The organism is Chitinophaga filiformis, from assembly GCF_023100805.1.
GTDB classification, from domain to species: Bacteria; Bacteroidota; Bacteroidia; order Chitinophagales; family Chitinophagaceae; genus Chitinophaga; species Chitinophaga filiformis_B.
Genome location: NZ_CP095855.1, coordinates 4,567,131 through 4,588,011 on the forward strand (window position 1 = coordinate 4,567,131; position 20,881 = coordinate 4,588,011).

Consider the following 20,881-nt stretch of genomic DNA (forward strand, 5'->3'; position numbering starts at 1 on the left):
ACCGGGGCTATACAAAACAACTGAGATGATACGTTTCTGTTTCCGCGCTGCAGCACTGGCTTTTATGATAGGAACAGTCCTGCCTGTTACATCGCATGCGCAGAAGACCATTAATGTGGCCACATCTGCTGCACCTTTCCTGAGAATATCACCAGATGCCCGTGCTGGCGGCATGGGAGAAATTGGCATCGCCACAAAGGCGGATGCCAACGCACCTTTCTATAATTTGTCTAAGATTGTCTTTGCAGATGCGCCGGATGGCGTAGCCGTTTCTTATACCCCGTGGCTGAGAGCGATCAGCAGCAAGATATATCTGGCTACTGTCAGTGGTTATCATAAACTGGATGATAACCAGGCAGTAAGTGCGGCGCTCCGGTATTTTAGCCTGGGCAATATCCAGTTTGCAGATGCTTCAGGTAATCCATTAGGTAGTTCAAGTCCGCGGGAGTTCTCCTTTGAAGGAGGATATGCCCGTAAACTTGGAAGCCGCCTAAGCCTGGCTTTGGCAGCACGTTACATCTACTCGAAACTGGCCAGCGGCAACGCTAATAATTCCGGCGTTAATTACAAAGCCGGAAATGCTTTTGGTGTGGATATCTCCATGACCTACAATGCAGTGAATGAAGAAGGGAAGGGGTTCACCACCGGAGCAACTATTACCAACCTGGGTTCACGCGTTAATTACAGTAACAACAGTGCAGCGAAGGAATACCTGCCATCCAATTTCGGGGCGGGTGTCGCCTATCATCTGCCGGCACAGGAAGGACATAAATTCACTTTCGGACTGGAGCTCAATAAGATGCTGACGCCTGTAATACCCAATGATTCGGCCGGTATTGCTTCATATTACGACTACAGCGTTGTAAAAAGCTGGTTTAAATCTTTCAGCAGCGCCAATGGCGGCTTTAAGTCCTTCCAGGTGTCACTGGGTTGCGAATACAGCTACAAAGATCAGTTCTTCCTCCGCACGGGCTATTTCTATGAGGACAAATACCATGGTGACCGTAATTACCTGACTACCGGTGTTGGATACAGATATGGATCTGCCATGATTAATATTGCCTATATCGTTCCGTCAGGTAGCGGCGCTACCAGGAGCCCATTGTCAAATACCCTGCGCTTCGGTGCCACCGTGGATCTTCCGTGGAAATAAAAAAGATTTTCCCCTGTCCTATATACCCTATACCTGAAAGGCCCGCCGACTGCGGGCCTTTTGTTTCTTATTTAAAATTATTTATATTTGTTATGCTCGATCAGCATATTCCCTAAACCTAAACTGAAACCTATGATTTTCTTTTATGGACGCAACAGTTTTAAAGTAAAAACTGTTCAGCTGTCAGATATTGGTATCCATACCGAAGTTCCGGGGGTACAACACTTCGAATACAGGCAACAATATGCACATCTGTACTGGATACCGATGTTTCCCATCGGGTCACAGTGGTGTGTACGTAAAACCGATAACAAGCTGTATGAAGTAAACCACGAATTATTACCTGCATTGAACGCTTTACCAAGACCTAAAATGGGCTGGCTGGCTTTTGCCGGGCCTATTATTGTCGCTCTGATAGTGATATATGTGAAAATTTTTGGTTAGCATTCACTACTGTACATAAAGATATCAGGCCTGTCCCAAGTAGGACAGGCCTTTTTTTATCCGCATACCTGGCCAGCGCGGTTAGGAGGGGGAGGCATGGAAAAATAACCGTTCTTCCTATACTTTTCTTGTGCTAATTGTTTTTTTGTACTTTCATTGTTATACCATGCCACGTTAAACACAAAAACATGAGCTCAAGAAGACAATTTATGCAACAGGCTGGCCTGATAGCCGCCGGTGTTATGATCAACCCATCTGGTATTTTCAGCAAAGGCCGTGAAAATACAGTTACCCAAATAGGTATCCAGTTATATACCCTGCGTGACCAGCTGGCGAAGGACGTGAAAAACACCATTGAGAAAGTAGCCCAGACCGGTTATAGCCATGTCGAGACATTTTATGGCTATAAAGCGCCAGACCAGAAGGAACAGTTCTGGGGACTGGACCCTAAAGGGTTGAAAGCGCTTTTAAAGGGCAATAATCTTGCGTCCCATAGCGGTCATTATCAGCTGAACGAGTACCTGACCCGCGGAAACGGCAAGGATGAAGCCCTCAAAGTGCAGCTCGGCATCGCAAATGAGCTGGGGCAGAAATACCTGGTTGTTCCAGTGCCACCCATGGGTATGTGGGATAAGCTGACGGCAGATGATTATAAATTCATTGCTGAACAGTTGAACAAAGCCGGGGAGCTGGCCCGGCAATCTGATCTGAAAATCGGATATCATAATCACTACTGGGAGTTCAGGCAGCAACCCGATGTCAAAACTTCGGGATATGAGATCATGCTGAAAGGCACCGATCCCTCTTTGGTAACTTTCGAGCTGGACCTCTTCTGGGCAATTAAGGCCAATGTCGATCCGGTAACGTTATTCAAAAAATACCCCGGTCGTTTTTCTATGTGGCATGTAAAAGACATTGATAAATCAGCTACAGAGAAAATTGCAGGTGGCGATGCAGATCATAAGACTGCTATGGAGATCCTGCCGCATGTGAAATTTGCAGAAGTGGGTACAGGCGCTGTTGATTTTAAGGACATTTTCGCCAATGCCAGTGTAGCAGGTGTAAAATATGCTTTCGTAGAGCAGGACAAAATTTCGATTGATCCGTTTGAAAGTATTAAGAAAAGCTACGGATATGTGAAAAGTAATTTATTAAAGGCATAAGACATATTTGATATTAAGATAAAACAGGAGGCTGTCTTCTAAGTTATTGAAGCAGCCTCTTTTTATTCTGCCTGATCATAGCCTGTAGGCCTCAGGGCTTCATTTATTTTTGATGCAGTCTTTCTTATGCGCTGCTGAATATTCCGCATTATTATACAGTTGCTTCAGTACTGCGAATTTTACTATTTCTTTAACACCCGCAATATTTACGTAGTTACTGAAATGTTTGGCCATACGTAGTTTCCGCAATGGTGGCTGATTTGAGCGTTTGTACTGCCTTTTATTTTGTCAGAAGCACCATTTACCCGCCAATTCTTGCCAGTTAGGAATTGCCATTTTTCTTTCCTTTTGGGATGATCTTACTTTGCATCCGTTATAATTTTCAACCCCCAAAAAAACGTATACAATGAAAATCGCAATGACAGCGGCAGCGGCCATGCTTCTATGCATACAGGCGTTTGCGCAAGACCCTCAAAAAGAAGAAAACGATGCACCAGAACTTCTGTACAAAAGCGTTAAAAAAGCAACGATAGCTATCCAGGACGGACCCGATGGCGATGAGATCAGTAACAGGCCTATTAGCCGCAGGCTAAGAACTATCACTCCTGCAAGGAGGATCAGTGCTACCAAACAGGTGATATTTACTGCATCGGATGCTCCCGGCATCGCAATGATGCGCAGCGGAGGCAGTTGTGCCCCTCCGGTTGTGGAGGAGGGTATGGATCCTGTATATGATGGTGTAAAAGCACATATGCCATTGTATCTGCCTTACAAAAGCAGTAGTGTGGGTATCTGGCAGGGCTTTTACTATAACTGGGACAAAAATAACGACGGCAGTAAAGATATCCACCGGGCTATTGATTATGGTAAAACTTCCATTGAAACCAATGAAGACCCGACTTTTGGCGTATATGCCATAGCTCCCGGTAAGGTTATCGACGTATATTGGTCAAATGGTGGCGGTAATATTGTTGTTATCGAGCACACTGCACCGGACGGATTCAAATATCGCAGCCGTTATCTGCATCTCCGCAATGGATATGACAATGACAGGGCGCTGGCAAAGAACTCTCCAACGGCCAAGTATAAAGCGTTTGCTACAAATGGTACTACAAGTAATTTATGCTGGGGCACCAATAGTCAGAAGATAAAAGTAAAGAAGGATGATTATGTCCAGGCCGGACAGTTCCTGGCTTATGCAGGTAATACAGGTTCAGGAGGTATTGGCGTAACTCTCAACGATGATGGCACGCTGACAAATCCAGGAACAAAATCGTTCAATGTGCACCTGCACTTCGAAACCAGTATTTTGGACACCCGCAGTGGTCATAGCGGTGAATGGGTGAATATAGATCCATATGGTACATACAATCACAGTGGTGTTAGTTGTTACGACCTGGAGTCTGTAACGCCTTATGCCCGCTTATTTGCGCCATTCTATCCCAGCTTCCATAATGTACCGCTGAATATTGTAAACAAATTCTGGTCTTACTATACCGGTATGGGTATGGCATTACAGACAGTGAGCGTTGACCGCCATAACGGCGATTTGTATGCTGCCGGTTCTTTCCAATGGGGATTATCCGGAGAGTGGTACGCACACTTCTATATGACAGGAGCTGTTTACCAGACTTATTTTAATACTTATAATGCCAAGGGCATGCGCCCACGCCAAATTTCAGTAACAAAAGACGGTAGCGGCAATCCCCGTTTTTCTGTGATCTGGGAAAAGAATCCTGCAGGTCAGGCATATTATGCTGTCCACAATGCGGATGATGCTGCCTTTGATAATGCCTGGAAGACATATGTCACCACGAAGAAATGGCATGTACAGGAGCATGTGGATTACTCCGTAAATGGCAGGAGATGGCATGCAGCGGTTTTTATCAATAAGCCTAATGACAACGGATTCTATTTGTACTATGGTATGAATTCAACGGATTTCAATAACAAGTTCAACGAGCTGTATCCTAACTGGGAACTGAAGAGCATTTGTGTAAACGGCAACCAGGTAGGAGGGGTATGGCGTCCTAAAAAGAACAACTATGCTGCTTATTACGGCATGACATCTGCTGACTACCAGGCCAAATTTAACCAGTTTACATCCCAGGGATTGCGTTTGGTGAAGGTGCAGAACTATGATGACAATGAACGTTTCAGCGCCGTATGGGGCAAATAAACGAATACCACCTATATGAAAAATGCCGTCCTGGAGAGCCAGGACGGCGTTTCCCTTCTAAAAGTCTATGTGATTGGCGATTTTGTATCAGGCACGGCCTTTTGAGTTATGCCTGGGAATGTTCTTCCTGGCGGTTGGTGGTTCAGCATTTCTGTCGATGAGCACTTCCAATGAAAAGAAACGGCTCTCCATCTGAACTTCCATGGCGACAAACCTCTGCTCGATATCGATCTGCCTTGATTCTATCAAGCTTACTTTGGTGCCGAGATCAGTCAGCCTGGTATCAAGTTCGTTTACTTTAGTGCTCAGATCAGCCATTGTGGTATGGAGATCTGTCATCATGGTGAGTAATCGCTGTCCGATTTCGTTGTTTGCCTTTAAAGCTGTAAGTATTTGCTGTTGTGTGTCAGCGCTGGTTGTTAATTCTGTCATAAGAAATTGAGTTAATGTAAATAGCTGGTTTAAAAATATTTGCCGTATGGTGTCAAGCACCATGGCAATGAACCACGTTTTTGTTGCGTAATCCAGGCCATAGCCCTTGAAACTTTTCCTACGGGTATTCTTCAATTGTCATATCTCAACGTCAGGACAATAAGTCCTCTTCCGCTTACCTCATAGGTAAACAGACGCTTTGATAATGCTGATTCATTAGGGGAGATGATGCTGGCAAAAGATCATTTGCCGCCAGGGGTGGTTGGGACTGTATACAAACAAATTGACTAGCCATGCAATCTTGCACAGGCTTGGGTCATAAACATGTCGGGCGGATATTGCTCCCCGCGCTCAGGTAACTTCTTAAAGATCTGCTGCGTTGCACCCGGGAAGAATATTGGCAAGCGGGCTGGTAAATGCTTTGTTATCATAAAAACAGTTTTCCAGGTAAAAATGATCGGTTTTAATCCGGGATAGCTAAGTTTCTCCTGCGAGTAAACTTAGAAATCCTATGGCGGATTTGCATGCATTATCATGGAACAAACAATGGTTTGGTATTACCCTCCAAAAATATTAAACCCTTTTCGGTTTTTCGTTATTCATTTTGTTCATTCTTACATTCGTTACCACTCCTCCGGTCAGTAGCAATAGCATGATGAGATAGCTTGACATCGCCAGTTTAATGCCAGTGTAGTATGATGTTGGTTCAAACCTGAAAGTGATCGTATGTTTGCCCGCCGGTATCATCATACCGCGCAATGCGTAGTTTACACGATAATAAGGCGCCGGCTTGTCATCGATGAACGCATGCCAGCCTTGCTCATAATACACTTCTGAAAATACTGCAAATTGTTGGGCTCCCGCCGCGGATCTGTAGCTGATCTCATTCAGATTATTTGCAATCAGGCTGATGGTGGCCGTTGAATCGAATGAAGGATTGCCCTGTATCACATCCTTATAACGCTGATCGATCACTACTGTATCCCTTGTATCAAGATGGTCGAGTGCTTTCATTTCTGCATCGGCACTCTTCGCCCAAAGGATATGTTTTACAAACCAGGCATTTCCCAATGCATCAGGGTTCTTTTGTACGACAGGGTGTCCATCATTTCCTGGTACGATCACGTATTTTGTATTGAGCATATTGAGCACCTTAATGTTATTGTGGCTTATCTGCCGCTCAATCAGATCCGCATATAGTTGCAGTTTGGCTGCATGATAACCACCTACACTCTTATGGAAATAGGATGTCATGGCGTCATCAAACGGTTGGGCGGTCAGATTAAACACCCTGTAATAGGGATCTTTATCCTGCAGGATCTGTTGGTCAGCTTCAGACGGCTGAAAGGAAATATTATAATTGTTTTCGTCCATAAAACTGCCGGTATTCAGATAACGGTTGTCAACCTGCAGCAGATCTGTTACAATTAACAGGGAAATGCCTGCCAGCAGCCAGGTAGTATTGAAACGGCCTTTGAGGAACAACCATAACAACAGGAACGCCAGTCCCGCGAAAATAACGGTACGCAATACATCATCGTGATATAGTTGTTCTCTGTCTGCATATAACGCGACCATCAGCTCATCAGCTATCCGGGTATTCCCCTGGAACATCTGCACCAGTTTAGCATGAAAGATATCATCTCCGCCCGGATTTTCCTGGCTGTTGGTGGCATTGGTATACCTGAAACTAAAAGACGCCACGTAGACCATCAGCAAGGTACCGGCGAGTATCATTCCCGTCCATTTCAGTTTCTTTTGCAGCTCCTCTCGGGACAGCTTCCCGCTGATCAGTTCCTGTAATGTCAGCACTGCCAGCACCGCAAATGAGAACTGAGGAATGATCAGTGCCTGAGACGGCGCCCGGAATTTATTATACAAGGGGAAATGATCGAACATAAAATAGTTGAATGCCGGAAAATTACTTCCCCAGGCCAACAGAATGCCCAATGTACTTATAGCGACCAACCACCATTTATGCCAGGAACGGATAATAAAGAGACCCAGTAATGTCAGCAGACAAATTACGGCGCCCATATATACAGGTCCGGAGGTGCCAAGATACGACTGATCTCCCCAATAGAGATTCCAGTGTTTGGTTACCTCCTCTGCACTTGGCTCCGGTACTCCTATAGCTACCAGTTTCTTATATGTTTCCGAACTGCTGCTCAGTGAACCGGAAGAACTACCTCCGTATATGTCAGGCACCAGCATGGTGAATGTCTCGAACTTGCCGTAACTCCACCGGAAGGCATATTCTTTGTCTAATCCACCTTTACTTTTATCAGTCGACTCATGTGGCAGCGGTGTAAGCTCTGAAGTACCGCCACGGGTACTTTCCCTGGCATATTCGTAGGTGGTCCATAAAGACACGGCATTTGACCCCACTGAGAGCACCACTGCCAGCATTATTAGCAAGCCGCTGATAATGAGATGCCTGTATTGCTTTTCGAGGATACAGTACACTGCATAAACAATTGCGATCACTCCCAGCATCAGGAAGAAGTAATAGGTGATCTGCAGATGATTAGCGCCTATCAGGTAGGTGAGAAATAATGCCATGATGCCCGTTCCAAGCAGGTATCTTTTGCGTATGATCAGCACAAAACCTGCTATCACTGCGGGCAGGTAAGCGAGCGCCAGCATCTTGGTTTCATGCCCTGTTACAATAATGATGGGCGAATAACTTGCATAAGTGTACGCTACTGCTCCCGCAAAGCCTATCCATGGATTCGTTCCCAGTACAATGCACAGGAGGTAAAAGCACAGCGCGGAAAGGAATAATACATTGACCGGCTTAGGCAATCCGAAGGTGAGGATAGCCGGAATGTAGTTGGTAAAGTCATAAGGCGTCTCCATCGCTATCTGATAGGTAGGCATACCCCCGAACATACTTGTTGTCCACAGCGGAGTAATACCATGCTCTTTTTTATAGTCCATGGCTTCCTTCGCCATTCCCTGCCATTGTACATTATCACTCTGGCTGAGTATTTTGCCATTCAGAGCTGGCTTACAGTAGATTATGGAGAGTATTAACAATGCCAGTATTGCAATGGCATGTGGCAGCAGGTTCTTTAAACGGGCGATCATAAATGTGAGATAATTGAACAATGAATATAGATATAGTTTAGACAAAAAAGGAGCCCTGCATTAAACAGCGCTCCTTCTCATATCGCTTGGGATACGTTATTTCTGTTCCTCTTCTTTTTCTTTGTCTTTATCCTTTTCAATATTGCAGATGTGTACCTTGGCAATACGGTGCTGGTCCATTCTGATCACTTCCAGTTTGAGGTTCCTCCAGCTGATACTATCGCCGGAAGAGGGGATTTTACCCATCCTGTCCAGTATGAATCCTCCCAGTGTTACGAAATTGGCAATATTCACTTTTTGAGGATCGGCATCTATGCCCATCAGTTCCAGGAACTCCACGAATGGCAGCTGACCGTCTACCAGCAGACTGCCGTCTTCATTGCGGATCACCTCGTATTCGAACTCGTTCGTTTCGGAGATGTCGCCAACAAGGGCGTCCACGATATCATTGATGGTTACCAACCCTTTGATAGATCCGAATTCATCTACTACCATTGCCTGGTAGATGCGTTCTCTTTTGAAGAGTTCCAACAGCTGGTAGGCCCTGTTATGGACAGTTACAACCAGTAGTTTCCTGCTGATGCTTTCCAGGTTATTGATCACCTCATTAAAATTATCACTGAGGAGATCTTTTGAATACACGAAACCTGTTGTATGGTCAAGATCTTCCTTCGCAAGCGGATAGACCGTGTGTTTCTGTGAGAGGATCTTAGCCTTATTCACCTCCGGATCATCCGTAATATCCAGCCAGACTACTTCATTACGAGGGGTCATCAGGGCGGACACCTGCCGGTCGCCCAGGTTGAACACGTTTTGTATCAGCGCTTTCTCGGTTTCCTCTATCACGCCACCCTGGTGGCTTTCAGCGATGATGACGCGGAGCTCTTCTTCTGTGTGGATGTCTTCGTGCTCATGTACCGGGCGTATACCTACCATTCGTAGTATTACGTTGGCAAGACCGTTCAGTATCCAGATGAAGGGCCTGAACACCACATAGAATAATTTCAGGGGCAGTGCAACGGTAAATGTAGTAGGCACTGGTTTGCGTATAGCCAGCGACTTAGGAGCCAGTTCACCGAATACAATATGAAGAATAGTAATGCTAAGGAAGGCAAAAGGAACGGCAATTTTATGTGCCACCGCTTCTTCCAGGTTGATATTTAATGCATGAAAAAGTTGTATGATCAGTGTAGTCGTGACTTTTTCGCCGACCCAGCCCAATCCCAGTGAAGCAAGGGTAATACCCAGCTGGGTGGCTGCAAGATAACCGTCCAGGTTATTAACGATGCTCTTAGCCACCTGCGAGACCGTTTTACTGCGGCCGGAATTGACTTCTATCTGCGAGGACCGGACTTTCACTATCGCAAATTCTGCCGCCACAAAAAATCCGTTCAGCAGTACCAGGAAGATGGTGAAAAATATGTCTAACGTCATGTATTGATGTGTCTTAATTTATACTAAGGATTCTTAAGATAGTACTAATTTGTCTTTTTAGGCCTGTGCACATTTCCCCAGTCGGAAATGATCTGCAACATTTGTTTCATGGACTGACCGTCGTTCGTGAGTTCATATTCTACTCTTGGTGGCACTTCTGCATATACCAGGCGCTTGATCAGCCCGTCTTTTTCCAGCTCCCGCAGCTGCAGTACAAGAATACGCTCAGATACGTCCGGAATGTTCTTTTTTAGCTCACTATACCGGAGTTTGCCTTCGAGCAGCGCCCAGAGGATCGCCGGTTTCCACCTTCCACCAATCAGATCGAGCGTATAAGCCATCCCGCAATTTACGTGTATCTTATTCCTGTTCAATGTATTAGTTGAGCTTTCCTTTCTCATTACTTACATTTTTGTCAGTACTTAATAATCTTGTCAGTACCTGTAAAATTAAGGCTACCGCTTTACTTTTACAAACAATTAAGAAAAATAGTTATTATGAAACATCTTGAAAACAAGGTCGCATTGGTAACCGGCGGCAGTCGTGGTATGGGCGCTGCCATCGTAAAGCAACTCGCTGAAGAAGGAGCAAAGGTGGCATTCACATATGTCCGTTCTGCAGATAAAGCGCGGCAACTGGCTGCAGAAGTATCAGCTACAAGCGGTCAGCAGGTTATCGCCGTAGCGGCCGACAGCGCCTCCGATACTGCTGTAGCAGCTGCTGTTGAAGAAGTAGTACGTACGCTGGGAGGAATAGATATACTGGTGAATAATGCTGGTGTCTACGAAAAGAAACCGCTGGCGGCACAAACAGGAGCGGATTACGATGAGATGATGAATATCAACGTGAAAGCCGTATTTGTGGCCTCCATCACGGCTATGAAACACATGAAGGAAGGAGGGAGGATCATCAGCATCGGCAGCAATATGGCAGATCGTGTAGCCGGTCCCGGCGCAACACTATACGCCATGAGCAAGTCTGCCCTGATAGGGTTTACAAAGGGCTTAGCCCGGGAACTGGGGCCCAGGGGCATCACCGTCAACCTGGTGCAACCCGGCCCTACCAACACTGATATGAACCCGGCCGTGGGGGAACACGCTGACAGGGCCCGTACCATGATGGCTATTCCGCACTACGGCAATGTGACTGATATTGCCAGCCTGGTAAGCTTCCTTGCCGGACCGCAAAGTGGGTTTATCACAGGTACCTCAGTGACGATCGACGGCGGATTTAATGCCTGATAAAGGCGGCAGGCGCTCAGCTTTTAGATACAGAATAGTGTGACGTCCCTATTCTGTTCATTCTGAACGTATGTGTATTGAATCGCCGAAATTGTAATCTTTAAAAAATGATAGCTATGGGATATCCGGCAACTGTCCTATACAAACAGTAACAGCGTCAACGCGATAAGTGCCGGCAATGCCTGTACGAAGAAAATACGTTTCCCTGCGGTCAGTGCGCCATAAATGCCTGCTATTGCTATACAGCTCAGGAAGAAAGCGGCGATCTTCAATGACCATTCCGTATCGCTGATAAAGAATGACCAGATCAGTCCTGCGGCAAGAAATCCGTTATAAAGTCCCTGATTGCCAGCCAGTGTTTTGGTGGGTTCAAAGAGGTGTGCCGGCAGTCGTTTAAAGACTTTTGGGGCACGTGTAGTCCAGGCAAACATCTCCAGCCATAGGATATAGAGGTGCTCCAGGGCGCAAAAGCCGATGAGAAATTTAATTAAGAGCAACATAAGTAGTAATTTAGAGTAGGTTTTCGATGGACTAAGATATAATAATTCCACGTGCATGCTGGCCAATGTTAGAAAAAGTATCTTAATGATACTGATTTATGGTTGCTATGCAACGCGCATAATGGCCCAGAACCTGGTGCTGAATGCTTCTTTTGAAGATGTAAATATCTGTACGGAATATACAGCGCCCTGTGCCCCGTCTGCCTGGCTCTCTGTAGCCCCGGAGGTTGCCAGAATGAAATACCTGTGCAATGGCACCGCTCTCCAGGGTGAGCACCATGTTGTCTTACTCCAGGAAGGTCGTGATAACCCCGATACCAGAGTATATATCCAGACACGTCTGTTATGCCCTCTGGAAAAAGGCAGGGCTTACAGGATACGCCTGTATATGAACACAGATAATTATCCCCTGCGTGCCGGGGTCCGCTTTGATACAGCATTTATCTTTACGGAAAACGCCATCTGCCTTACTGCTCCCGCCAGCGTTGAACTGACTGAGAATGATGTTGAGAAGAAGCTGTTCCGCCTCAATCACCCCTGGTATATCCTGGAAAAGACCTACGTTGCCACTGGCGCTGCTACACATTTGCTGATAGGTAATTTCAGGCCTCCCGAGAAGAAAAGTGGCGGTTATAAAAATGCACAACTCCTGATAGATAGTGTCAGTATAACGCCTGTAGATGGCCAGGTGGCCTGTTCGGGCCAGGACAGCGCCTTTCTGCAGCTGTATACAGAACATCACAGGCACAGTATTCCTGAAAGGTACATTCCCGCCGGTAGCCTTATCCGTCGCGTGGACAGTCGTTCCGGCTGCGATACCATCATCCTGAAAGATGACCTGTTCACTGCCGACAGGAGCAGCCTGAATGCCCGCTATAAACAGCAGATCGACGAGGCCCTAAAGAATTACCGGAGCGGTAACCGGGCCCGTATACTCCTGATCGGCCACGCATGGCAGGCGGCTTCCGATGAATTCAATAAGATCATCTCTGCAGATAAAGCGAAGGCTGTAGCCAACTATCTTGTTTATAACGAAGGGTACAGCTTTGACGACTTCGATATACAGGGGGTAGGTAAGCGCTATCCCCGGTACGATACGGCTGGCAATGCCGCCGGCGACAACAACCGTGTGGAGATGATCATTTGCAGGCCGCCCATTGCGAAAGACACTATTCGTCCACGGAAGGTGGTGCAACATCCTGATACCCTCGTCATTCCCGATATCCTCTTCAAATTCAACAGCAGCGAACTCAATACCGCGTTCTATAGCTCGCTGGACAGCCTCATGAAAAAGATTCCCCGTGATGGCAGTATACAGTTACAGGTAAGCGGTCATACAGATAATGCCGGCACCGCTGCATACAACAATACGCTCTCCGTTAAGCGGGCATACGCTGTAGCCCACTATATGCAGGCACATGGCCTTGGAAACGATATCAGGCAGATCAATGGCGCCGGCGAAAGTCAGCCGGTGGCCAATAACCAGTCTGCTGAAGGCAGAAGAAGGAACCGCAGAGTAGAGATCATCATTTTTTATAGTCCTGATTAACCCTTTCTTTGAACACCCGGTTAATGCGTTGTCCCATGCTTTCCGCTCCACTATACACATTTACCGATAGTCAGATTATAATTAAAATGATATATGAAATTCTTGTAAAAGAATGATTCTTTTTATATTTTGTCCTATATAGTAATATAAAATTGCTTGTTTTAACCAAAATCTGATAAGGAAGAATTGCTTATGTCGAGGAAACTCTAAGTTCGTAGCTATTTTAAAGGAAGCTGTTTATTGCACTATTGGACAAACCATGCTGTCTCCAGGGACGGTTAAATTTTCATGCTTTTTCACATCACTTATTCTAAACTTACAGCTTATGAAATTTTTTACAGGGCTGGCACTGGTCATGCTATTGGCTACCTGTTCTGCCGCATTTGCCCAGAAGGGTAGAACTGTGCGCGGACAGGTAGTTGCCGGGGAAAACAGGCAGGCACTTGAAAGAGTGGTTGTACTGGAAAAGGGTACACAGAACCATGTCTTTACAGGGGCAGCCGGTGATTATGCAATAACCCTCACCGGCGACAATGCTACATTGGTATTCTCTTACGTGGGATATGCCACACAACAATTACCTGCAGGAAATGGAGAGACACTCAACGTTACTATGCAGACCTCTTTGAAAGACCTGGGAGAGGTGGTGGTCACTGCCTTTGGCGTTAAGAAGGAAAAACGCGCACTGGGTTATACCATTCAACAGGTGGAAAGTAAAGACCTGAACGTGAATCATCAATCCAATGTGGTGAACGCGTTGCAGGGCAAGGTGGCCGGCGTACAGATCTCCAGTGCCGGCGGAGGACCGGGTCAGGGTTCCCGCATCATTATCAGGGGTATCAATTCCATTGCGAGCGACAGGAATAGTCAGCCCTTATTCATTGTAGACGGGGTAGAGATTGACAACAGTACCTATACCACCGGCAGTTCAGAAACAAGAGGCATGAGTAACCGCGCCAGTGATATCAATCCGGATGATATCGAGAGTGTATCTGTTCTACGAGGCGGCGCCGCTACCGCGCTATATGGTATCCGTGCCGCAAACGGAGCGATCCTTATTACGACTAAATCGGGTAAGGCCGGTAAGCTGCAGGTGAGCTACAGTGGTATGTACGGGCTGGATAAAGTAAATAAGACGCCGGAGGTACAATCCAGATTCTCCCAGGGATACCTGAGCGTGTACGATCCCGCCAGTTTCTGGCCTACATTCGGCCCTACTGTGGAAGAAGCGAAAAAGCTGGATAATACTCACCCCGACAAACTGTATAATAATTACAAACAGGCCTTTGAAACCGGTACACAAACACGTCATACTGTGAACCTGACCGGTGGTTCTGAAAAGGCGCAATTAATGGGATCAATGTCCTACTTCAACCAGGACGGTGTGATCCCATTCAGTGATTATACAAGCTATAATGCACGCCTCAACGCACAATTTAAAGTGAGCGATAAGATCAGCGCAGGTGCTTCGCTTAACTACATCAACTCGGGCGGTAACAGGGTGAATTCAGACCGCTATGGTGAGCAGATCATTTACTGGTCGCCCCGCTGGAACATGAAAGATTACGTGAAAGCAGACGGCACCCAACAGACCTATAGCAGTGGTACGAACAATCCTATCTATACTTTGTCAACCAACAAGTTCAGGGATAACGTGAACCGTACCATCGCCAGTACGTTTATCACTTATAAACCGCTGCAATGGCTGAATTTTTCCTATCGCATCGGGAACGATTTCTATACGGATGGCAGAACCCACCAGGCGCCCGGCCCGAAAGGACTGGTGGGCGAAGCGCCCAATCTGGATGACAATGAATACGGATTCATTTATGAATATAACCTGCGTAGCCGTAACCTGACATCTACCTTGCTGGCAAACATCACGCATACATTCAACGAAAAATATTCCATCGACCTGAAACTGGGCCATGACCTGCGCGATCAGCGGGTAAGGAGGAGCAGTGTAATGGGAGATACCCTGGTGGTGCCCGATCTTTTCCTGTTGGGAAATGCCAAACGCGTGACAGCCGATTCGTACATTTTCGACTACAGGAACTATGGCTATTTCGCAGACCTTACATTGGGACTGAACAACTACCTCTTCCTGGAACTGACAGGCAGGAATGACCTGACCACTACGTTGTCAAGAAGTAACCGTAACTACTTTTATCCTTCTGTTAGTCTGAGCTACATCTTCAGTGACCAGTTCAAACTACCTGACTGGTGGAGCTATGGCAAGGCGAAAATGTCGTATGCTAAGATCGGTAAGGATGGTGATGCTTACGCGATCACCAATGGTTTTGAAACCGGTCTTCCCCTGGGTTCAACCATTCCCTTCTACCAGAACAGGACCTTAGGAAACCCTAACCTTCGCCCTGAATTTACCCAGACACTGGAAGCAGGTGCCGAACTGAGATTCCTGGAGAACAGGCTGGGACTGGAAGTGACCGCTTATCAGCAGAAGAGTAAGGACCTGCTGGTGCCGGTAGACGTTTCTCCCACTACCGGTTTTGATAAGGCTTACGTAAATGCAGGTGAGATCAATAACAAAGGCCTGGAGGTGACGTTGTCCGCTATGCCGGTGCACACAAAAGACTTCAGCTGGGACTTCCGGGTGAATTTTTCAACGAACAGGAACCGTGTGGAGAAGCTGAATGACAACCTGGGACAGATCGTTATTTCTACGCAATTTGGTTATCTCAGTTCCAGCGTAACTACTAAACTTGTTCCTGGTCAGTCCTATGGCGCTTTATATGGCAGAACTTACAAGCGCTATTATGGTAGTGAAACGGATGATAAGGTCACCCTCCGCAAAGACCTTCCTCTCCTGATCGGGGCTAATGGTTTTCCTGTGCTGGATGATGCATCCAATCAGCGTTACCTGGGTAACAGCCTGCCTAAATGGATAGGTAGCACTACACAGACCCTTCGTTATAAACAGCTTTCGCTGTCATTGCTGGTGGATGTGCGTCACGGCAATTACAAATATAACCAGCTGTCCAACTTCCTGGCGGCCTTTGGGGAGTCCAGACAGACGGAGAACCGCGATCAGACGATCGTCTTCACAGGAGTGCATGCCGACGGAACACCCAATACCAAACCCGTTTACCTGGGTCAGGCCAAAGGTCCGGATGGGGTGGACTACGGCGCCGGCTTTTACAGGAACTATTACAGGGGAGCCAGTGAGAATTTTATTGAAGATGCTTCCTGGGTGAGGTTGCGGTCTGCGTCCCTTTCTTATACATTGCCTGCACAGTGGCTGAGCGGTACAAAGACGATCAGTGGGGCAACGGTATCATTTACAGGGAACAATCTCTGGCTCCATACTAAGTATACGGGCTTCGATCCGGAAACAAGTTCCTCTTCTGCAGGCAACAACGCCTCGGATGCGTTCTCAGGATTCACTTATCCGGCCACACGCAGTTTCCTGTTCAGCGTAAACCTTCAATTCTAAAACAGCCTATCAATGAAACGTACACATTTCAAAATATATATACTGGCGCTGGCGGCAGGACTGCTGTTCTCGCTGGCTGCCTGTAAGAAAGGATACCTGGATGTAAACCAGACCAATCCCAATCTGACGGAAAATCCGCCCATTAACGGTCTGCTGGCAGGGGCTACCTACCAGTCGGCGGTGAATGTTTTCTCCACGGGAAATATTACCTCGTACTATGTACAACAACTGGCCTCTCCCAATACGGGTAGCGGTTCCGACATTTACGACGATGTGGACAGAAGCACTAACTGGAGGGCTATCTACCTGAATGTGACCGATATCCGCCAGATGAAAAAACTGGCCCTGGAACGTAATGCATATGAGCACCTGGGTGTAGCTGATATCCTGGAAGCCTTCAACATGAGCATGCTGACAGCGCTTTATGGCGATGCGCCATACCGGGAAGCCTGGAGTGAGGGAACGAACCTGAAACCGGGATATGATTCTGCCCGGATCATCTACGATAGCTGCCTGTCGCTTATAGACCAGGGAGTGGCGGCATTAAACCTGGCTAATCCACAGATCACACTCGATGCAACGAACGACCTGATACACGGGGGCAACAAAGCCTCCTGGATCAAAACCGCTTATGCATTGAAGGCCCGCCTGCTGAACAGGATGAGCAAACAACCTGGTTATGATCCTGCTGCTATTCTGGCAGCGCTGGCAAATGCCTACACAGGTAATGCCGACGACGCGCAGGTGACCCGCTTCGAAAGCCTGAGCCTCTGGAATGGGGTAGCAAAAAATAATGCCAGCGGTACCCTTGACGGATGGCTGAGCGCCACTTTTGTAAATGCCCTTAACGGGACCACTTTCGGAGTTTTTGATCCCCGCCTTCCGCTTATTACCGACACAACACGTTTCGGCGATTACAGGGGGACTGCAAATGGGGTAGGCCGCACAGGTTCCGGTACAGATAACTCAGCATGCGCTTTATCGCCAAATGGGTTCTATTCCAGGGGTGGAGCACCTTTGCTGATGCTCACCTATGCCGAGATGAAATTCATCGAAGCAGAGGCCTCTTTTGGCACAGATAAGGCCAGGTCTTACCAGGCATACCTGGACGGCATTGCGGCCAACATGGATAAGATGGGTGTTGCTCCAGCCGCTAAACAGGCCTACCTGAGCAACCCGGTAGTCGCGGTAGGTATAGCGGCTTTTACTAAAGAGCTCATTTTCAAGGAGAAATATGTGGCCACCTTCCTGCAACCCGAAACCTGGACAGATGCCCGCCGTTTTGACTATCAGTACAAAGATTTCAAGTTGCCTACCAACGCACAGCTGAACACTTTTATCAGAAGAGTCGGGTATCCTACGTCCGAAACCAGCCGGAATGGAGAGCATGTGCCGGCAGTAGGTTCACTGGCAGATCGTCTGTGGTGGGATAAGTAAGGCGGGCCTTGAAATCCGTTTGATTCATTCGGTTGAGGTTCGGTAGAGGTTCGGTCGACATAGCCTTATCCTCCCTTAATCTTCCCTTCAGAAGGGAGGATTAAGGGAGGATAAGCGAACCTCCACTGTACCTCCACCGAATCTCTATAAGCACTTGATAATTTCACGGGGTATGTTACCCGTATCTGACCAGCTACATCGGCGATGCATGCCTGGTACCTCTCAGCGTGATGACATGGAGATGCTAACCTGCAGGCCGGGGATCTCATTTGTCATTCAGGATGTGATTTCTGAAAATGGGCAGGATGCAACGGTGGATGCACCGGCACTTGAAGAGGGGCAATGGCGATACTTCAGGCAGACAACTTTTTATCGCTGCTATTTGCCTGGCTAAGCGGAAAACTGGCGTAAAAGGTGGTTCCTTTGCCCGGGACGCTTTCAAACCACAATTCTCCATGCTGCAAAGTCAGCAGTTCCTTACAAAGCACCAGGCCTAAGCCGATGCCTTTTTCATTGTTGGTACCGAAGGTGGATTGGGTTTTAAGCGAGAAGAGCTCCTCCTGCTGGCTGGGATCGATCCCAATACCATTATCCGCAACCATGAGTTGACAGGTATCGTTTTTAATCCGCAGATCGATCTCAACCTGCCCGCCGGAAGGTGTGAACTTAATAGCGTTATTGATGAGGTTACGGATCACCAGTTCCAGCATGTTATGGTCAGCAGTGATGAAGATATTCGGATCTACGCGGGAAATAACGGTGACTGATTTTTTATCCGCCAGCATACGCTGTATGGACAATACCCTTTCTACTGCTTCATAGATATTTTCCTGCGACAATCTGACGCCTTTCCCATCCATCTGCAGTTTTGACCAGGTCAGGAGATTGGTCAGCAGGTTGGAGGTGTTTTTGGTGAGGGTCAGCAGTTCGTCGCCAAGCATTTTCTTTTCTTCTTCTTCCAGCTCGTATTCTGCAATGAGATGTAGTGTAGTGATGATTGAATTGAGAGGGCTCTGCAGATCGTGCGCTATAATGGAAAACAGTTTATCCTTTTTCTGGTTCAGCTGTTCAAGGTTAATATTCTGAATGTCAATTTTGTCGGCACGTACTTCCGCATTCTGTTTTTCCCTTTCATAGTTCTTCCTCAGGTAATTGGTAATGAGGTAGATACAAGTCAGCGTAACAATATAGCTGGAAAGGATATCAATATACCTGTTTGAAGCGTTCTTATAATAGCTGTCAGTTATCCAGCCGGGATGAAGGTATTCTTTGGTTAAGAGGATGACCGGGAGCAACAGATGCAACAGCGCCCAGATCCAGTGCTGGCTTCGGGGACTGAAAGCGATCAGGAGGTTGAAGGTTAAAAAGAACAGCAGCAGGGCAGGACCATGGCTGCCGGAATTGAGATAAAAGGTAGCGGTCAGGGTGATATAGCTAACTATTACATAGGCCAGCATACTGGCATAGTAAATGCGCCTGTAACGGGAAAGATAGAAAAAGAAAGCCTGTAACACCAGCAAGGTGGCTACCATTATCCACACCGCCGTCAATCCCAGCCACATATTAAAAGGCAATAATACAACCAGCAGTACCATCGTCACAACGCTGATGGAATTAAACGCGCGGTTCTCAAGCGAGAACGATGCGGGGTCTCCTACCAGTTCTTCCCATATGTCGGCTAGTTTACGTACAAGTTTATGCAAATGCGGGTTTTTAGAGTCTAAATGCTGATAATAGAATAAGTTACGCAAAGTTCATAGTTTAAAAGCGAATATTTATAACACATACATGTTATAACTTTTATATAACAAAATATGGAATGATCTTAGCATATTCTACCATTAAATTCCTTATTATGAGAAGTGCACATTGCAGGGGGATGGCAGCAGTGATATTTCTTACAACGCTGTTTTCCAATTATTTATACGCGCAGACGAAACAAGATAGCAAAGAACTGGCTATTGAAAAACTGATCACGGCCCGCAGTTATGTGTTTAAAGCCCAGACGGTTTTACCTACCAGTCCGACGGCCAACAGGCAGCTGAGCTCCGATTATGACGTGAAGTTCTCTCCGGACACGATCATCAGTTACCTGCCTTATTTTGGCCGTGCGTACAATGCGCCGATGGACCCCACCAAGGGCGGTATACAGTTTACCTCTACAAAATTTGATTATACCCAGACTGCCAGGAAGAAAGGCGGCTGGGATATCGTAATCAAACCGCATGATACACAAGATACAAGATTAATGTCCTTAAGTGTTTCTGAGACAGGATATGCTTCTCTGCAGGTAATTAGTAACAACAGGCAGCCTATCACATTCAACGGCTATATCACCGAAAAGAAAACTAAAAGATAAGTTAAAGTTCCGCTAAACGTCTTCAATTTCTGGCATAGAGGAATAGTTCTTGTTTTACATACGGCGAACTAAAAATTTTAACTATGTCAAAGAACAGTAAAGAAGGCGTTAAGCATGCAATCCAGGAGTTGGCAATGGGTAACTACAGAAGCTACCCTGGTGATTATGGGGTCGAAGCAAAGGATACAGCTGCCAATGTGCAGTCTTTGGCCAGGGGCTACTGGGATAGCCGCGAGATCAAGGAAATACAGCGCGATGAAAAACTGGGCATTAACCTGGACGATTATAAGCAGTGGACCCAGGAAGCGTTTGTAGTGTTCATGAAGGAGAATGAATATTCTTTAAGTTAAGGGATAGCGTCTTTGTAAAAAGGCACATGTAAGAGACTGCGGATAATACTATTACTGATAGTTTTATCCGCAGCTTTTTTTATTATCTTTAGGAAA

Annotated in this window: 16 protein-coding genes; 10 read left to right on the top strand and 6 right to left on the bottom strand. The window is 46.7% G+C overall.

The features are described from left to right. Positions 1 to 25: 25 nt before the first annotated feature. The 4 genes from porV to MYF79_RS17900 all read left to right on the top strand — a co-directional run bounded on the left by porV (position 26) and on the right by MYF79_RS17900 (position 4,939). Positions 26 to 1,153, top strand: a complete 1,128-nt coding sequence (gene porV, locus MYF79_RS17885) for a type IX secretion system outer membrane channel protein PorV (RefSeq protein WP_247809016.1) — start codon at positions 26 to 28, stop codon at positions 1,151 to 1,153. Between the two features lie 132 nt (positions 1,154 to 1,285). Beyond that, entirely contained in the window at positions 1,286 to 1,597 is a 312-nt protein-coding gene (locus MYF79_RS17890) for a hypothetical protein (RefSeq protein ID WP_247809017.1), read from the top strand. Positions 1,598 to 1,785: 188 nt separating this feature from the next. After that, positions 1,786 to 2,760, top strand: coding sequence for a sugar phosphate isomerase/epimerase family protein (locus MYF79_RS17895; RefSeq protein WP_247809018.1), 975 nt, complete (start codon positions 1,786 to 1,788; stop codon positions 2,758 to 2,760). A gap of 406 nt (positions 2,761 to 3,166) precedes the next feature. After that, the gene (locus tag MYF79_RS17900) at positions 3,167 to 4,939 is read left to right on the top strand and encodes a hypothetical protein (RefSeq protein WP_247809019.1); all 1,773 of its coding nucleotides are present in this window, start codon (positions 3,167 to 3,169) and stop codon (positions 4,937 to 4,939) included. 87 nt (positions 4,940 to 5,026) lie between these two features. Here MYF79_RS17900 and MYF79_RS17905 read toward each other — a convergent pair whose 3' ends face one another. The 4 genes from MYF79_RS17905 to MYF79_RS17920 form a co-directional block, all read right to left on the bottom strand. Further along, a complete protein-coding gene (locus MYF79_RS17905; protein WP_247809020.1) occupies positions 5,027 to 5,371 on the bottom strand; it encodes a hypothetical protein in 345 nt (114 codons plus the stop codon). A gap of 573 nt (positions 5,372 to 5,944) precedes the next feature. Further along, a complete protein-coding gene (locus MYF79_RS17910) occupies positions 5,945 to 8,461 on the bottom strand; it encodes a YfhO family protein (protein ID WP_247809021.1) in 2,517 nt (838 codons plus the stop codon). 96 nt (positions 8,462 to 8,557) lie between these two features. Continuing rightward, on the bottom strand, positions 8,558 to 9,895 hold the full coding sequence (locus MYF79_RS17915) for a hemolysin family protein (protein WP_247809022.1): 1,338 nt from the start codon (positions 9,893 to 9,895) through the stop codon (positions 8,558 to 8,560). A 44-nt stretch (positions 9,896 to 9,939) separates the two neighbouring features. After that, positions 9,940 to 10,296, bottom strand: a complete 357-nt coding sequence (locus MYF79_RS17920; RefSeq protein WP_317233072.1) for a helix-turn-helix domain-containing protein — start codon at positions 10,294 to 10,296, stop codon at positions 9,940 to 9,942. A gap of 96 nt (positions 10,297 to 10,392) precedes the next feature. Between MYF79_RS17920 and MYF79_RS17925 the strand changes: the two genes are divergently transcribed. Further along, positions 10,393 to 11,136, top strand: coding sequence for an SDR family oxidoreductase (locus MYF79_RS17925; RefSeq protein ID WP_247809023.1), 744 nt, complete (start codon positions 10,393 to 10,395; stop codon positions 11,134 to 11,136). A gap of 137 nt (positions 11,137 to 11,273) precedes the next feature. Here MYF79_RS17925 and MYF79_RS17930 read toward each other — a convergent pair whose 3' ends face one another. Then, positions 11,274 to 11,636 (bottom strand): DUF1304 domain-containing protein, encoded by a 363-nt coding sequence (locus tag MYF79_RS17930; RefSeq protein ID WP_199656660.1) that lies wholly within the window; start codon positions 11,634 to 11,636, stop codon positions 11,274 to 11,276. A gap of 85 nt (positions 11,637 to 11,721) precedes the next feature. Here MYF79_RS17930 and MYF79_RS17935 point away from each other — a divergent pair, with 85 nt between their 5' ends. The 3 genes from MYF79_RS17935 to MYF79_RS17945 all read left to right on the top strand — a co-directional run bounded on the left by MYF79_RS17935 (position 11,722) and on the right by MYF79_RS17945 (position 18,076). Then, positions 11,722 to 13,185 (top strand): OmpA family protein, encoded by a 1,464-nt coding sequence (locus tag MYF79_RS17935; protein ID WP_247809024.1) that lies wholly within the window; start codon positions 11,722 to 11,724, stop codon positions 13,183 to 13,185. A gap of 325 nt (positions 13,186 to 13,510) precedes the next feature. Continuing rightward, a complete protein-coding gene (locus tag MYF79_RS17940; RefSeq protein ID WP_247809025.1) occupies positions 13,511 to 16,639 on the top strand; it encodes a SusC/RagA family TonB-linked outer membrane protein in 3,129 nt (1,042 codons plus the stop codon). Between the two features lie 12 nt (positions 16,640 to 16,651). Next, the gene (locus tag MYF79_RS17945; RefSeq protein ID WP_247809026.1) at positions 16,652 to 18,076 is read left to right on the top strand and encodes a SusD/RagB family nutrient-binding outer membrane lipoprotein; all 1,425 of its coding nucleotides are present in this window, start codon (positions 16,652 to 16,654) and stop codon (positions 18,074 to 18,076) included. Positions 18,077 to 18,429: 353 nt separating this feature from the next. Here the strand turns inward: MYF79_RS17945 and MYF79_RS17950 are convergent, their stop codons facing one another. Continuing rightward, positions 18,430 to 19,779, bottom strand: coding sequence for a sensor histidine kinase (locus tag MYF79_RS17950; protein WP_247809027.1), 1,350 nt, complete (start codon positions 19,777 to 19,779; stop codon positions 18,430 to 18,432). A 152-nt stretch (positions 19,780 to 19,931) separates the two neighbouring features. Between MYF79_RS17950 and MYF79_RS17955 the strand changes: the two genes are divergently transcribed. Beyond that, entirely contained in the window at positions 19,932 to 20,435 is a 504-nt protein-coding gene (locus tag MYF79_RS17955) for a DUF4251 domain-containing protein (RefSeq protein WP_247809028.1), read from the top strand. 83 nt (positions 20,436 to 20,518) lie between these two features. Continuing rightward, on the top strand, positions 20,519 to 20,785 hold the full coding sequence (locus tag MYF79_RS17960; RefSeq protein WP_247809029.1) for a hypothetical protein: 267 nt from the start codon (positions 20,519 to 20,521) through the stop codon (positions 20,783 to 20,785). Positions 20,786 to 20,881 lie beyond the last annotated feature (96 nt).